10 protein-coding genes are annotated in these 14408 nt (G+C 62.5%); 6 read left to right on the forward strand and 4 right to left on the reverse strand.

All coding sequences use genetic code 11. The features are described from left to right. Positions 1-97: 97 nt before the first annotated feature. The 4 genes from ACMQ11_RS04485 (at position 98) to ACMQ11_RS04500 (ending at position 3453) form a co-directional block, all read left to right on the forward strand. Positions 98-421, forward strand: coding sequence for a hypothetical protein (locus tag ACMQ11_RS04485; protein WP_418991519.1), 324 nt, complete (start codon positions 98-100; stop codon positions 419-421). A 43-nt stretch (positions 422-464) separates the two neighbouring features. After that, complete coding sequence (locus ACMQ11_RS04490; protein WP_418991520.1) at positions 465-764, forward strand: cell division protein ZapA; 300 nt, start codon at positions 465-467, stop codon at positions 762-764. A 405-nt stretch (positions 765-1169) separates the two neighbouring features. Further along, positions 1170-2714, forward strand: a complete 1545-nt coding sequence (gene rny / locus ACMQ11_RS04495; RefSeq protein WP_418991521.1) for a ribonuclease Y — start codon at positions 1170-1172, stop codon at positions 2712-2714. Positions 2715-2820: 106 nt separating this feature from the next. Continuing rightward, positions 2821-3453 (forward strand): HD domain-containing protein, encoded by a 633-nt coding sequence (locus tag ACMQ11_RS04500; protein WP_418991522.1) that lies wholly within the window; start codon positions 2821-2823, stop codon positions 3451-3453. Positions 3454-3743: 290 nt separating this feature from the next. Here ACMQ11_RS04500 and ACMQ11_RS04505 read toward each other — a convergent pair whose 3' ends face one another. The 3 genes from ACMQ11_RS04505 to ACMQ11_RS04515 form a co-directional block, all read right to left on the reverse strand. Next, entirely contained in the window at positions 3744-4715 is a 972-nt protein-coding gene (locus ACMQ11_RS04505; protein WP_418991524.1) for a dihydroorotate dehydrogenase-like protein, read from the reverse strand. Between the two features lie 225 nt (positions 4716-4940). Beyond that, complete coding sequence (gene gcvT / locus ACMQ11_RS04510) at positions 4941-6041, reverse strand: glycine cleavage system aminomethyltransferase GcvT (RefSeq protein WP_418991525.1); 1101 nt, start codon at positions 6039-6041, stop codon at positions 4941-4943. Positions 6042-6058: 17 nt separating this feature from the next. Continuing rightward, positions 6059-7264 carry a hypothetical protein gene (locus ACMQ11_RS04515; RefSeq protein ID WP_418991526.1) on the reverse strand — a complete coding sequence of 402 codons (1206 nt, stop codon included), beginning with the start codon at positions 7262-7264 and terminating at the stop codon, positions 6059-6061. 85 nt (positions 7265-7349) lie between these two features. Here ACMQ11_RS04515 and ACMQ11_RS04520 point away from each other — a divergent pair, with 85 nt between their 5' ends. Further along, on the forward strand, positions 7350-10343 hold the full coding sequence (locus ACMQ11_RS04520; RefSeq protein ID WP_418991527.1) for a PEP/pyruvate-binding domain-containing protein: 2994 nt from the start codon (positions 7350-7352) through the stop codon (positions 10341-10343). 84 nt (positions 10344-10427) lie between these two features. Further along, positions 10428-11765: an NADP-specific glutamate dehydrogenase gene (gdhA, locus tag ACMQ11_RS04525; RefSeq protein ID WP_418991528.1), complete on the forward strand. Its 1338-nt coding sequence runs from the start codon at positions 10428-10430 to the stop codon at positions 11763-11765. Positions 11766-11837: 72 nt separating this feature from the next. Here gdhA and ACMQ11_RS04530 read toward each other — a convergent pair whose 3' ends face one another. Beyond that, positions 11838-14408, reverse strand: coding sequence for a calcium-translocating P-type ATPase, PMCA-type (locus ACMQ11_RS04530; RefSeq protein ID WP_418991529.1), 2571 nt, complete (start codon positions 14406-14408; stop codon positions 11838-11840).

Genomic DNA, 14408 nt, shown 5'->3' on the forward strand with positions numbered 1-14408 from the left:
CCGGCATCCGCGCGAGGGATCGGATGATAAAATATTTTTTGCATTTAATCGTTTTTTTCGTACCTTTGAAAAGTAAAAGGGAACTTTTCCGCAGCCGATGGCCGACAAAAGCGTGATAAACAATTTCGAGAGCCGGATTCGGCAGCTCCTGGACGACCACCGCAGGTTGTCGGGGCTTTGCGTCCAACTGAAGGAGCGGTGCGAAAGCCTGAGGAACGAGAACCGCTCGTTGCAGGAGCGCGTAAGGGAGTTGAATGCCGAACTGTCGCGCATGCAGCTCACCGAAGGGCTGGCGGGAGAGAGCCGCAACCGGGACAAAGCGCGTGCGCGCGTCAACCGTCTGATGCGGGAGGTAGACAAATGTATCGCGCTTCTGGGAGGGGCCGCCGAGGTCGCCCCCAGTGAGGGAACGGAACGATAAACAACGGGGAGGGGCCGGATGCCTATCCCGAACGAAACGAAACATGGCACAACAGGCGATCACACTCAAAATAGCCGGCAAGAGCTATTCGCTCAACATCGAGAGCGAAAAGGAGGAGATCTACCGGTTGGCCGAGCGGGAGGTGAACACCTACCTCGCACAGATAAAACGCAACAATTTCAAGAACTGGACCGACCAGGACTACCTGTCGATGGCCGCCTTGAAATTCGCCATCGCTAACGCCGACATGCGCCAGAGCCGCGAGGTCGGCAGCGAGGAGCTCCGGCAGCTGGAGCGCATCTCCACGGAGATCGACTCCTACCTCAACACCCTGGGCGAGTAGCCGGGGAGGAGAGGTTGTAGCGGATAGCACAAACCCGGCGAAACGGCAGCCCGAAAGGGACCGACAGCCGAGGCGAACGAACGTTCTTTAACATACCCGAAGAGAATCTACCCGCATAGATTCCTTACAGCTTTGCGAAACTGAACACTTTTTAAATTGGGGCAACTCACGGCGCTTCAAAACCAGGCCTTGACCCCGCAAGGGGTGCCCGCTCCGAGCGTGCCGTTGGAAGGTTGCGATTGTCGGAGCCCCCACATGTGACCTATCTTGCAGATTCGTCAAACAAGCTAAGGAATCCTATGCGGTTTTTTTATAGCGATCGTCCGCCCGACCTACGGAAGAGCGGACACTTGCTTTGCAATACCATAGTAAACCTAATTAATAACACAAAACACGCAAATACCTATGTATACCATTTTGGTCGCCTGCATCTCCGCCTTGGTTGCCGTCGTCGTCTACGGGGTTGTGACCAACCTCGTGGCCCGCACGTCGATCCGCAAGCGCCGCGAAGCCGCCTTGAAAGAGGCCGAGGCCGAAGGCGAGATGATTAAGAAAGAGCGCATCTTGCAGGCAAAAGAGAAATTCATCCAACTCAAGAGCGAATACGACCGCCAGGCGAACGAACGCAGCCAGAAAATCGCCCAGAGCGAACAGCGCGCCAAGCAGATCGAGCAGAACCTCCTGAACCAGCAGCGCGACCTGGAGAACAAGTTACGCGAGAACGAGCGGCTGAGGGAGCAGATGCAGAACCAGTTGCAGATTCTCGAACACAAGAAAGAGGAAATCGACCAGATGAAGCGCGAGCAGAACGTGCGCCTCGAGCAGATTTCGGGCATGAGTTCCGAGGACGCCCGCAATATCCTGGTGGAAAACATGAAAGCCGAGGCCAAGACCGAAGCCGCCGCCTACATCAACGAGACGGTCGAGGAGGCCAAACTCACCGCCACCAAGGAGGCCAAGCGCATCATCGTGGCCTCGATCCAGCGCGTAGCCACCGAGACGGCCATCGAGAACGCCGTGACGGTCTTCAACATCGAATCCGACGAGGTCAAGGGCCGCATCATCGGCCGCGAGGGGCGCAACATCCGCGCCCTGGAAGCCGCTACGGGCATCGAGATCATCGTCGACGACACGCCCGAGGCGATCATCCTCTCGGGCTTCGACCCCGTTCGCCGCGAGATTGCGCGCCTGGCCCTCCACCAACTCGTCACCGACGGCCGCATCCACCCCGCCCGCATCGAGGAGGTGGTCGCCAAGGTCCAGAAGCAGATCGAGGAGGAGATCGTCGAGGTGGGCAAGCGCACCACGATCGACCTGGGCATCCACGGACTGCACCCCGAGTTGATCCGCATGATCGGCAAGATGAAATACCGCTCCTCCTACGGTCAGAACCTCCTGCAACACGCCCGCGAAACGGCCAACTTGGCAGGCATCATGGCCGCCGAGTTGGGGCTGAACCCCAAGACGGCCCGCCGCGCAGGTCTGCTGCACGACATCGGCAAGGTGCCCGACGACGAGCCGGAACTGCCGCACGCAATCATTGGCATGAAGCTGGCCGAAAAATTCAAGGAGAAACCCGAGGTCTGCAACGCCATCGGCGCCCACCACGACGAGGTGGAGATGACCTCGCTGATCGCCCCGATCATCCAGGTCTGCGACGCCATCTCGGGCGCACGCCCCGGCGCACGCCGCGAGGTGGTCGAGAGCTACATCAAACGGCTCAAGGAGATGGAGGACATCGCCCTCTCGTACCCCGGCGTGGTGAAGACCTACGCCATCCAGGCCGGCCGCGAATTGCGCGTGATCGTCGGTGCCGACAAACTCTCGGACCAGGAGTCCGAAGGGCTGTCGCACGACATCGCCAAGAAGATCCAGGACGAAATGACGTACCCGGGTCAGGTAAAGATCACCGTCATCCGCGAAACGCGCGCCGTGTCGTACGCCAAATAGCGGTTGACCCGGTTACGCCAGCAGGCATATTGACACTCAAAGCCCCTCCCGCAAAAAGGAGGGGCTTTCTCTTGTCCGAATATTCCAAAACCGCTATCTTCGCATCATGCAACCCGATCCCGAACTGGTCGCCTACGTCGAGCGCGAAATCCTCCCGCGCTACGCCGCTTTCGACGCCGCACACCGCGCCGACCATGCGCGGACGGTCATCGCACAAAGCCTGCAACTGGCCACTCTGTACCCTGTCGACATGAACATGGTATACGCCATCGCCGCCTGCCACGACCTCGGGCTCGAAGCGGGCCGCGAACGCCACCACCTGCGTTCGGGAGAAATCGTGCGCGCCGATCCCGAACTGCGCCGCCGTTTCCCGGCCGAGCAGATCGAGACGATGGCACAAGCCGTAGAGGACCACCGCGCCTCATCCGACCACGAGCCGCGCACGATTTACGGCCGCATCGTCGCCGAGGCCGACCGCTGCATCGACCCCCTCACGGTCCTCCGCCGCACCGTCCAGTACGGTCTGGAGCACTGCCCCGACCTCACGCACGAGGAGCAGTTCGCCCGCTGCCGCGACCACCTCCGCCGCAAATACGGCGACGGCGGCTACCTGAGGCTCTGGATTCCCGAATCGGACAACGCACGGCGGCTGGAGCGGCTGCGTGCCCTGATCCGCGACGAGGCGGAGCTGCGCCGCCGCTTCGAGGAGGTCTGCCTCGAGCTGGCCCAATCCTGCTGACTACGAAAACGTGCAGTGTGTGCGCACACACCCTCTGTTTTACCCCCGATCACCGCATCTGGTACCACCCCGTCGCGCAACGCAGAACTCCCTAAGGGAACACGCCGGTCGCAGATCGCCAGCGCTCCAGAATCCGCAGTGTGTGCGCACACACCGGATGTTTCGCGTTCCGATGAACGAACGGCCGCCGCAAACAGCCGAACGCTCTGCCGCGAAATCCTCCGTGTTCGCACTCGTACCGCCACTCGCTGCGTCAGCCGAAAACAGTAGTGTGTGCGCACACACGTCGATTATTCCGTGTCGCGGGGAAAGTATTTCATGTATTGCACGCGCTGGAAATAGTCGCTATTCTCGTCGTCGTAGCGCATCCGGCCGCAGAACTCCTCCACCGAGCCGAACTCGTGGCGCCGGGCCCAGGCGTCGATGAAGCGGTCGATTCGGCCGATCACGTCGTACCCGTGGTAGTGGATGGCCGAGCAGAGCTGCACGGCGTTCGCCCCGCACAACAACGCCTTGACGGCGGCAGCACCGTCGTGGACGCCCGTCGAGACGGCCACGTCCAGTTCGGGCACCAGCGACGCACAGAGCGCAGCACTGCGCAAGACGTTGCGCAGCTCGGATGGCCGGCTGAACGGATCGCTCCTCACGAACGCCATGCGCTCGATGTCGATGTCGGGTTCGAAGAAGCGGTTGTAGAGCACCACGCCCCGCGCCCCGACGCGCCACAGCCGGCGGGCCATGCCCAGCGTATTCGTCAGCCGCATCGGGAGCTTCACCGAAACCGGAATCCGGACCGCCTCCACCACCCGGCCGACGACCCCGACATAGGCCGCTTCGAGCGCTTCGGACGACAGTTCGGGATCGACGGGCTGCAAAAAGATATTCAGCTCCAGCGCCGAAGCTCCCGCGTCGGCCATCGCCGCGGCATATTCGACCCACCCCTCGCCCGCCGAGATGCAGTTGATGCTGGCGATGACCGGCACGCCCGTCGAGCGGGCGTCGCGGATGAGGTCGAGGAACCGGAGCTTGTAGTGGTCGCCGAGGTAACTTTCGAGGTACTCGCCCTCGTCGCCCATCCCCTGCGGCACGTAGTCGAAGACGGCGGCGTGGCGGAGCACCTGCTCCTCGAAGATCGATTTGAGTACCACGGCGCCGGCACCGTGGCGCACGCACCGTTCGATATTGGTTTTGCAGGAGGTGTAGGGCGAACTGCCGACCACCACGGGGCTCGCAAGCCGCAACCCGAGATAGGAGGTATTCATAGGCACGAAAGTTTTTCAACGGCTTCCGCCATTTTCGTGCCGCAAGCCGTACCGCCGCACCCCACCCGCTTCCGGTTTTCGATTATAGGGGAGCAGCACCACACCCTGAGTTTTTGATTTTAGGTGAGATAGTTTCGTGCATTGTGAAGAACGGGGCGGATGGATCAACGTACATTCCATTCGCCCCGTGCGAGGGATGTGCGGAAATCCGCATAAAATCGAAAACTATACGAAAGGCAGTTTGACTATCTCCGCTTTCAAGAGTTTTTCGCGTATCACGACGGCGATTTCGGTGCCGGGCTTGGCGTATTGCGGCTCGACGTAGCCCATGCCGATGCCCACCTTGAGGCACGGCGACATGGTGCCGGAGGTGACCGTACCGATCGGCGTGCCGTCGGGTGCGGCCAGCGTGTAGCCGTGGCGGGGAATGCCGCGGTCGATCAGCTTGAAGCCCACCAGTTTGCGCGTAACCCCCTCGGCTTTCTGCCGCTCCATCAGGGGACGGTCGATGAACTCCTTGCCCTCGGCGAACTTGGTGATCCACCCCAGTCCCGCCTCGATGGGCGAGGTCGTGTCGTCGATGTCGTTGCCATAGAGACAGAAACCCTTTTCGAGCCGCAGCGTGTCGCGCGCACCCAGCCCGATATTCTTCAGCCCGTACTCGGCGCCCGCTTCCCACAAGGCTTTCCACAGGCGCTCGCCGTCCTCGTTCGCCACGTAAATCTCGCAGCCGCCCGACCCGGTGTAGCCCGTGATCGAGAGGATGGCGTCGCAGCCCGCCACCTGCATCTTGCGGAACGTGTAATACTCCATCTCCTCGACCGGCTCGGCGCACATTTTCTGGACGATCTTCATCGCCAGCGGTCCCTGCACGGCCAGCTGGCAAATCTCGTCCGAAGCGTTGTAGAGCTCCCGTCCGTGACCCGCCTCCATCCCGAAAGCGCGGCCCTCGGCGCAAATGTGCCGCCAGTCCTTTTCGACGTTGGCGGCGTTGACGACCAAGAGGTACGTTTCGGCTTCGATGCGGTAGACCAGGATGTCGTCGACGATGCCGCCGCGGCCGTTGGGCATGCACGAATACTGCACTTTGCCGTCGTAAAGTTTCGACACGTCGTTGGTGGTGATGCGCTGCAACAGATCGAGCGCCCGCGGGCCCTTGACCCAGATTTCGCCCATGTGGCTGACGTCGAAGACCCCGGCGCCGTTGCGGACGGTGAGGTGCTCGTCGTTGATGCCCGTGAACTCGATGGGCATGTCGTAGCCCGCGAACTCGGCCATTTTGGCCCCTGCGGCGCGGTGGTACTCGGTAAAAGCGGTTGTTTTCATTATCTCGTTTTAAGGTTTTACTCGCGGCGGCGGACCCCCAGACGCGGACAGCGGTGGAACTCGCGGTCGCGGTCGAAGAGGTAGCGGTAGGTGGTGTGCATCTTGTGGCGCGTGGCACAGACGTAGGTTTCGATCATGCGGTTCATCACGGGGTTGAAATCGCCGATCCAGGCCAGTTCCAATGTTTTGTAGCGCGTCTGCTTCTCCATCATGAAATGCCAGTAGCGGGCCATGATGGCCGACTCGACCCCCTTGCCGTGGAACTCGGGCGCGATGCCGAAGATGATGCCGAAGATGCGGTCGCCCGTCTTGCGGACCTTCAAGTCCCACATCAGGCGCAGCTTCTGCCACCAGCCGAACTTGCCCCGGAACTTGCCGATCAGGCGGTTCAGGTCGGGCACGGTGACGAAGAAGCCGATCGGTTCGTCGTTGAAATAGGCGAAGAAGACGATGTCGGGGTCGAGGATGGGCTTCATCGACTTCATCATCTGCAACGCCTCCTCGCGCGTCATGGGCCGCACGCCCGAGAAGAGCGCCCAGGCCTTGTTGTAGATCAGCCGGAAATTCTCGGCGGCCTCCTCGAGGTTGTTCGTATCGATGTTCTCGACGTGGTAGCCCGGGGTCGACAACAGACGCTCGGCCCGGTCGAAGATGCGCTCGCTGGCCTCGGAGATGTTGGCCCGCCAGATGTAGCTGTTCTGATTGAAATAGTTCCGGAAGCCGTAGTTCTCGAACAGCTCCTTGTAATAGGGCGGATTGTAGGGATTCTTGTAGAGCGGCTGGAACTCGTAGCCCTCGATCAGAAGGCCCCACCAGTCGCGGCGCTGCCCGAAATTGATCGGCCCGTCCATCGCCTCCATCCCGCGGCTCGCAAGCCACATGCGCGCCGCTTCGAAGAGCATGTCGGCGACCTGCTGGTCGTCGATCGACTCGAAGAATCCGCAGCCGCCCGTGGGCTGCTCCTCGAGGAGGGCCTTTTCGCGGTTGTAAAATGCCGCGATGCGGCCCACGACCTCGCGGTCGGCGTTGCGGACGATCCAGCGCACGGCCTCGCCGTCGGCGAAGAGTTCGTTGCGCGCGGGGTCGAAGACCTCGCGGATGTCCTCGTCAAGCGGGCAGACCCAGTTGCGGTTGCCGCGGTATATTTTCTTCGGCAGGTCGAGCCATTCGCGCTCCAGGGCGGGCGTCGAGACCTCCTGCAAGCGGTATTTTTCGTTTCTCATCCGGCAGACGGTTAAATTTGAGCGTTTCCGATCTCAAAGGTAACAATTTTTTCTTATTTTTGTTCATCGCTTAAATTTGCAGCCCATGAACCAGAGTCTCGAACGCCACCTCGCCGACGACAGCAAGACCCGCTACCATTTCATGAAATACCGCATCCACCGGATTCTTTTGGTCTGTTGCAGTTACGACGGCTACATTCTGGAGGAGGACGGGCATATCGAGTCGCAGATCAACCAGGAATACATCGACCTGAACATGTCCAACCCGCCCTCGTTCACGCGCGTCAGCTCGACGCGCGAGGCGCTCGAACTGCTCCGCGAGGACGACACGTTCGATTTCATCCTCACGATGTACAACGTGGGCGAACCGGACGTCTTCACGTTCGCCCGCACGGTCCGCAAGCGCCATCCCCAGATACCGGTGGCCCTTTTGACCTCCTTTTCGAAAGACATCTACCGCCGGCTGGAGGAGCAGGACCGCTCGGGGCTCGACTACATCTTCTGCTGGCACGGCAATACGGACCTGATCATCGCCATCATCAAACTGGTCGAGGATCGGATGAACGCCGAAGAGGACATTCGGGAGGGCGGCGTGCAGGCGATCCTGCTGGTCGAGGACTCGATCCGCTTCTACTCGACCTACCTCCCTGAGCTGTACAGGCTGATCCTGATGCAGAACACCGAATTCCTGAAAGACGCTTTCAACGAACAGCAGCAGATTCTGCGCAAGCGCGCGCGGCCCAAAATCCTCCTGGCCACCTCCTACGACGAGGCCGCCGCACTCTACGACCGCTACAAGCAGAACCTGCTGGGCGTGATCTCGGACGTGGGGTTCGTGCTCCGCCGCAACGACCCGCCCCAGGCCGAAAAGCACGATGCGGGGATCGAACTCTGCCGCCGCATCCGCGAGGACAACCCCCTGATGCCCGTGCTGCTGCAATCCTCGCAGACGGAGTTTCGCGCCGAGGCCCTGCGGCTCGGCGCCGGCTTCATCGCCAAGAACTCCAAGACGCTGCTCTCGCAGCTCCAGGACTACATCTCGACCGAGTTCGCCTTCGGCGATTTCATCTTCAAGGATCCCGCAACGGGCGCCGAGATCGGCCGGGCCCGCGACCTGAAGCAGATGCAGGAGCTGATCGCCACGGTGCCCGACGAGGCGTTCGAGTACCATACCTCGCAGAACCACCTTTCGAAATGGCTCTACTCGCGCGGGCTTTTTCCGCTGGCCGCCTCGATCCGCCGATACAACAAGAGCCATTTCCACTCGGTCGAGGAGCACCGCCGCGTGCTGGTGAACCTCATCCGCGACTACCGCACGCTGCTGGGGCAGGGCGTGGTGGCGCGCTTCGACAAGGAGACCTACTCCGACGCCGTGGCGTTCGCCCGCATCGGCGAGGGGTCGCTCGGCGGCAAGGCCCGCGGCCTGGCATTCATGAACTCGATGCTTCTGAAGCACCGCCAATACGACAAGCACGAGGGCGTGCGGATCATGATTCCCCGCTCGGTGGTGATCGCTACGGAGTATTTCGACGAGTTCATCCGCCTCAACGGCCTCGAATACATCATCTCGCAGGACTTTTCGGACGAGGAGATTCTCTCCGAGTTCGTCACCGCGACCATCCCCCGGCGGTTGCAGGAGGAGCTCAAAACCTACATCCGCACCGTCCGCACGCCGCTGGCGGTGCGCTCGTCCTCGAAACTGGAGGACTCCCACTACCAGCCTTTCGCGGGTATCTACTCCACCTACATGATCCCCTACGCCGAGAACGAGGACCAGATGCTCCGGCTGCTGCTCCGCGCTGTCAAGAGCGTCTACGCCTCGGTCTATTTCGCCGCGTCGCGGGCCTACATCTCCTCGTCGCAGAACCTCATTTCGGAGGAGAAGATGGCCGTGATCGTTCAGGAGTTGTGCGGCACGGAGCAGAACGGGCTCTTCTTTCCGACCTTTTCGGGCGTGGCCCGCTCGATCAACTGCTACCCCATCGGCGACGAAAAGGCCGAGGACGGGGTTTGCAACGTGGCGATGGGGCTGGGGAAACTGGTCGTCGACGGCGGCCGCACGCTGCGCTTCTCGCCCCGCTACCCGCAGAAAGCGCTCCAGACCTCAACGCCCGAGCTGGCGTTGCGCGAGACGCAGACCGAGGTGCTGGCCCTGAGCCTGCGGCCCGAGGAGTTCCGCACATCGATCGACGACGCCGTCAACCTGCGCCGCATCCCTCTTCCCGAGATCGGCCAGTACCGCAACGCCCGCTTCGTCTGCTCGGTCTGGGACCGCGAGAACGAACGCATCTCGGACAGCCCCTACGACCGGGGGCGAACGATAATCACCTTTAACAACATACTGAAATACAATACTTTCCCGCTCTCGGAGATCGTCACCGACATTCTCCGCCTGGGCGCAGAGGAGATGCGCTGCCCGGTGGAGGTGGAGTTCGCCGTGAACATGGATGTGGAGCCGGGTCAGCAGCAGGTCTTCAACCTCTTGCAGATCCGCCCGATCATCGACAACCAGGACAACCGCCCCGTGGACTGGTCGGGCGTGGACCTCTCGCGGGCGCTGATCTACGGCGAGCAGGCGCTCGGCGTCGGCCGCATGACGGGTATCTCGGACATCGTCTACGTCAAGTCGGAGGCGTTCGATTCGCTCTCGACCGAGCGGATCGCCGACGAACTGCTGGCCCTGAACACCCGCATGCGCGAGCAGAACCGCACCTACGTCCTCGTGGGACCCGGGCGCTGGGGCTCGTCGGACCCGTTCCTCGGGGTACCGGTCAAGTGGACGCACATCTCCGAAGCGAAAGTGATCGTCGAGTGCGGCATCGAAAAGTTCGACATCGAACCCTCGCAGGGCACCCATTTCTTCCAGAACGTCACCTCGCTCGGCGTGGGCTACCTGACGATCAACCCTTTCCGCGGCGAGGGCATTTTCCGCGAAGAGCGGCTCGACGCCCTGCCGGCCGATTACGAGGGCAAATACCTCCGACGGGTGCATTTCGACACCCCGCTGCGGGTCTCGATCGACGGCCGCTCGGGCAAGGGCATCGTCTCGGAAGCGTCGGAGGATGACGATCCCGAATAATTTTCACCCGAAAAGTTACAATCTATAAGAAATAGTTTTATATTTGTGAACAGTTAAGCAACCAACCTTTAAAACTACAAGGATATGAACGTAAACAAACTCATGGCGGAACTCGAACGCCGTCACCCGGGCGAAAGCGAATACCTCCAAGCCGTACGCGAGGTGTTGATGACCGTCGAAGAGGCCTACAACCGGCATCCGGAATTCGAAGCCAACCGCATCGCCGAGCGCATCGTCGAACCCGACCGCTGCTTTACATTCAAGGTGGTGTGGGTCGACGACCAGGGCGTGCCCCAGGTCAATACCGGCTACCGCATCCAGTTCAACAACGCCATCGGTCCCTACAAGGGCGGTCTGCGGTTCCACCCTTCGGTGAACCCTTCGATCCTCAAGTTCCTGGGCTTCGAGCAGATCTTCAAGAACGCCCTCACGACGCTGCCGATGGGCGGCGCCAAGGGCGGCTCGGATTTCAACCCCAAGGGCAAATCGGACCGCGAGGTGATGCGCTTCTGCCAGGCGTTCATGGTCGAACTGTGGCGCCATATCGGACCGCAGACCGACGTGCCGGCCGGTGACATCGGCGTGGGCGGCCGCGAGATCGGCTACCTCTACGGCATGTACCGCAAGCTGGCGCGCGAAAACACGGGCGTCCTGACGGGCAAGGGCATGACTTACGGCGGTTCGCTCATCCGTCCCGAGGCCACGGGCTTCGGCGCCGTATATTTCCTGAGGCAGATGCTCGAAAAGGCCGGCATGGACATAAAGGGCCAGACCATCGCCATCTCGGGCTTCGGCAACGTCGCCTGGGGCGCCGCCACCAAAGCCACCGAGCTGGGCGCCAAGGTCGTGACGATCTCGGGTCCGGACGGCTACATCTACGACCCGGCCGGTCTGGACCGGGAGAAGATCGCCTACATGTTGGAGCTGCGCGCCTCGAACAACGACGTGGTGGAGCCGTACGCCCAGAAATTCCCCGGTTCGCAGTTCTTCGCCGGACGCAAGCCGTGGGAGGTCAAGGTCGACATCGCCATGCCGTGCGCCACGCAGAACGAGCTGGACGGCGAGGACGCCAAGAAGCTGCTCTCGAACGGCGTGAAGCTCGTGGCCGAGGTTTCGAACATGGGCTGCCGCCCCGAGGCGATCGACGCTTTCATCGAGGCTCGGATTCCCTACGGACCGGGCAAGGCCGTCAATGCCGGCGGCGTGGCCACGTCGGGTCTCGAGATGACGCAGAATTCGCAGAAACTCAACTGGACGGCCGAGGAGGTAGACGCCAAGCTGCACCAGATCATGTCGTCGATCCACACGGCGTGCCTCGAATACGGCACCGAAAAGGACGGCTACGTCAACTACATGAAGGGCGCGAACATCGCCGGCTTCATGAAAGTGGCCAAATCGATGGTCGAGCAGGGTATTCTGTAACCCCGCCTGACTCTGAATACGAAAAGCGGACCCCGCAAAGGGTCCGCTTTTTTGCTGTTGTCATTCCGGGTATCACCTGCGCCGGATCGCCCGCACGATCTCGCCGCCGATGGCCAGCAGCGATGTGAAACCGATCACGGCGGCCCACTCCCTCCACGGCAGCGGCTCGGTGCGGAACACCTCGCCGCCCAGTTCGACGATCACCACCTGCCCCACGCCGATGGCGGCCAGAATCAGGAAGAACTCCCGACACCCCTCGAGGCACGTGAACACCGAGTGGCGCGTCTCGAACCCCTTGGCGTTGAACATGTTCCAGAACTGGAAGAAAACGAACGTCGAGAAGAAAACAGTCAGGTGGCGGATCGAAAGTTCGCCCTCGCCGATCTGCCACCAGAAAAGCATTCCCAGCAGCACGGCGACCATGACCACGCCGCACGTGAAGATCGTGCGGGCCATGGCGGGCGTGATGATGAACTCGTCCCGCGGGCGCGGCCGGTCGCGCATCACCTCGGGATTGGGCGGCAGCGAGGCCATGGCCATGGCGGCGAACGTATCCATGATGATGTTGACCCAGAGAATCTGCACCACCGTGAGCGGCATGTCGGTCCCGAACACGGCGCCCACGAAGCAGATCACGATGGCCGCGAAATTGATCGTCAACTGGAAGAGCACGAAGCGCTGGATGTTGCGGTAGAGCGAGCGGCCCCACATCACGGCCGTGGCGATCGATGCGAACGAATCGTCGAGCAGCGTGATGTCCGAGGCGTCCTTGGCCACCGAGGTCCCCGAGCCCATCGAGAGGCCCACGTTGGCGAAATTCAGCGCCGGGGCGTCGTTCGTGCCGTCGCCCGTGACGGCCACCACCTCGCCCGTCTGTTGCAGGAGCCGCACCAGCCGCTGCTTGTCGAGCGGGCGGGCCCGCGACATGATCTTCAGCTCGCCGACGCGCCCCAGCAGTTCCTCGTCACTCGCCGCAGCGAAATCCGCGCCGGTCATGTGGCTGCACTCCGTGTCGCGGGCGTCATTCCACAGACCGATCCGGCGGGCGATCTCGCGCGCCGTGGCGGGAGTGTCGCCCGTGACGATCTTGACGCCGATGCCCGCATCGAGGCAGCGGCGCACGGCGTCGGGCACGTCCGCCCGCACCGGGTCGGCGATGGCCGCCACGGCCGCGAACGACAGACCGCCGTCCGCCACCGCTTCGAGGCAGTCCGTCCGCGGCGTCTCGGCCCACGCCACGGCCAGCGTGCGCATGGCGTGGTTCTGGAAATCGAGCAGCCGCTGGGCCACCGCGGCCTGCTGTCCGTCGTCGGCGCACATGGCCCGCACGATCTCCGGAGCCCCTTTGACGCAGACGAGGCGCCGCCCGGTAAGCCCGCTTTCGACGATCGTAGCCATGTACTTGCGCTCGGTCGAAAAGGTCAGCCGGTCGACGATCCGCGCTCCGGCGCGCAGGGCTTCGTAGTCCGCGCCCCGGTCGCGCAGCCAGCTCAGAAGCGCCCCCTCGGTGGGGTTGCCGATCACCGCGCCCGCCGCATCGAGGAATGCCGTCGAGTTCACGGCCACGACCTCGGCGAACTCCTCCTCGGGCAGCGCGTCGCAGCGCACCAGCTCCTCGACGTGCATGCGGTTCTGGGTGAGCGTGCCGGTCTTGTCGGTGCAGATCACCGTCACGGCCCCCATCGTCTCGCAGGCGTGCATCTTGCGCACCAGGTTGTTGGTGCGGAGCATCCGCCGCATCGACATGGCAAGCGACAAGGTGATCGACATGGGCAGCCCCTCGGGCACGGCCATGACGATGATGGCCACCGAGACCATGAAGATGTGCAGCACCTGCTGCGAGATGGTCAGCCAGTCCTCTTCCAGCAAATTGCCCGCGAAAAACGCCTTGCCGGCCAGGATGCAGAAGATCGCCACCGAGAGGGCGATGCCCGCGCGGCCGATCAGCTTCGAGAGCCGCACCAGCTGCCGGTCGAGGGGCGTCGGCTCGTCGCTGCGTACCGTCGCCTGCTCCGTGACGCGCCCCGCTTCGGTTGCGTCGCCCACGGCCGTGATGACCACGACGCCGTAGCCGTCGGCCACGGTCGTGCCGCGCAGCACGACGTTCGAGGGGTAGGTGGCGTCGGGGTCGAAATCCGCCTCGAGGATCGTCTTGTCCACCTCGGGTTCGCCCGTGAGGGTCGACTCGTTGATCTTCAGCGACACGGCCTCCGCCAATTCGCCGTCGGCCGGAACCGTCTCGCCGCTCTCGATGTAGACCACGTCGCCCACCACCACGTCGCGCCGCGGAATCTCGGTCATCGAACCGTCGCGCAGCACCTTGACCGGCAGGTCGTCGTTGACGCGGTTCAGGCGGCGGAAGCGCCGCTGGGCGTCCCACTCGAACCAGAAACCCACGCACGTGGCCAGCACGATGGCGCAAAGAATACCTACCGATTCGGTAAAATCGCGGTGCACGAAGCCGATGGCCAACGACAGCACGGCCGCCAGCAGCAGCACGCGGATGATGGGATCGCGGAATTTCTCGGCGAAGAGCCGCCAGGCAGAATCGTCCTTGGGCGGGGTGATCACGTTGTCGCCGTGTCGCTGCCGGCTTCGGGCGACCTCGGCGGAGGTCAGCCCCCGGGGTGTGGATCGGGTCAT

It is taken from the genome of Alistipes sp. (assembly GCF_048465575.1).
Lineage (GTDB): Bacteria > Bacteroidota > Bacteroidia > Bacteroidales > Rikenellaceae > Alistipes.

Coding starts and splice junctions, on each gene's coding strand:
- ACMQ11_RS04485 (WP_418991519.1), top strand. CDS start 98: ATGGCCGACAAAAGCGTGATAAACAATTTCGAGAGCCGGATTCGGCAG.
- ACMQ11_RS04490 (WP_418991520.1), top strand. CDS start 465: ATGGCACAACAGGCGATCACACTCAAAATAGCCGGCAAGAGCTATTCG.
- rny (WP_418991521.1), top strand. CDS start 1,170: ATGTATACCATTTTGGTCGCCTGCATCTCCGCCTTGGTTGCCGTCGTC.
- ACMQ11_RS04500 (WP_418991522.1), top strand. CDS start 2,821: ATGCAACCCGATCCCGAACTGGTCGCCTACGTCGAGCGCGAAATCCTC.
- ACMQ11_RS04505 (WP_418991524.1), bottom strand. CDS start 4,715: ATGAATACCTCCTATCTCGGGTTGCGGCTTGCGAGCCCCGTGGTGGTC.
- gcvT (WP_418991525.1), bottom strand. CDS start 6,041: ATGAAAACAACCGCTTTTACCGAGTACCACCGCGCCGCAGGGGCCAAA.
- ACMQ11_RS04515 (WP_418991526.1), bottom strand. CDS start 7,264: ATGAGAAACGAAAAATACCGCTTGCAGGAGGTCTCGACGCCCGCCCTG.
- ACMQ11_RS04520 (WP_418991527.1), top strand. CDS start 7,350: ATGAACCAGAGTCTCGAACGCCACCTCGCCGACGACAGCAAGACCCGC.
- gdhA (WP_418991528.1), top strand. CDS start 10,428: ATGAACGTAAACAAACTCATGGCGGAACTCGAACGCCGTCACCCGGGC.
- ACMQ11_RS04530 (WP_418991529.1), bottom strand. CDS start 14,408: ATGACCCGATCCACACCCCGGGGGCTGACCTCCGCCGAGGTCGCCCGA.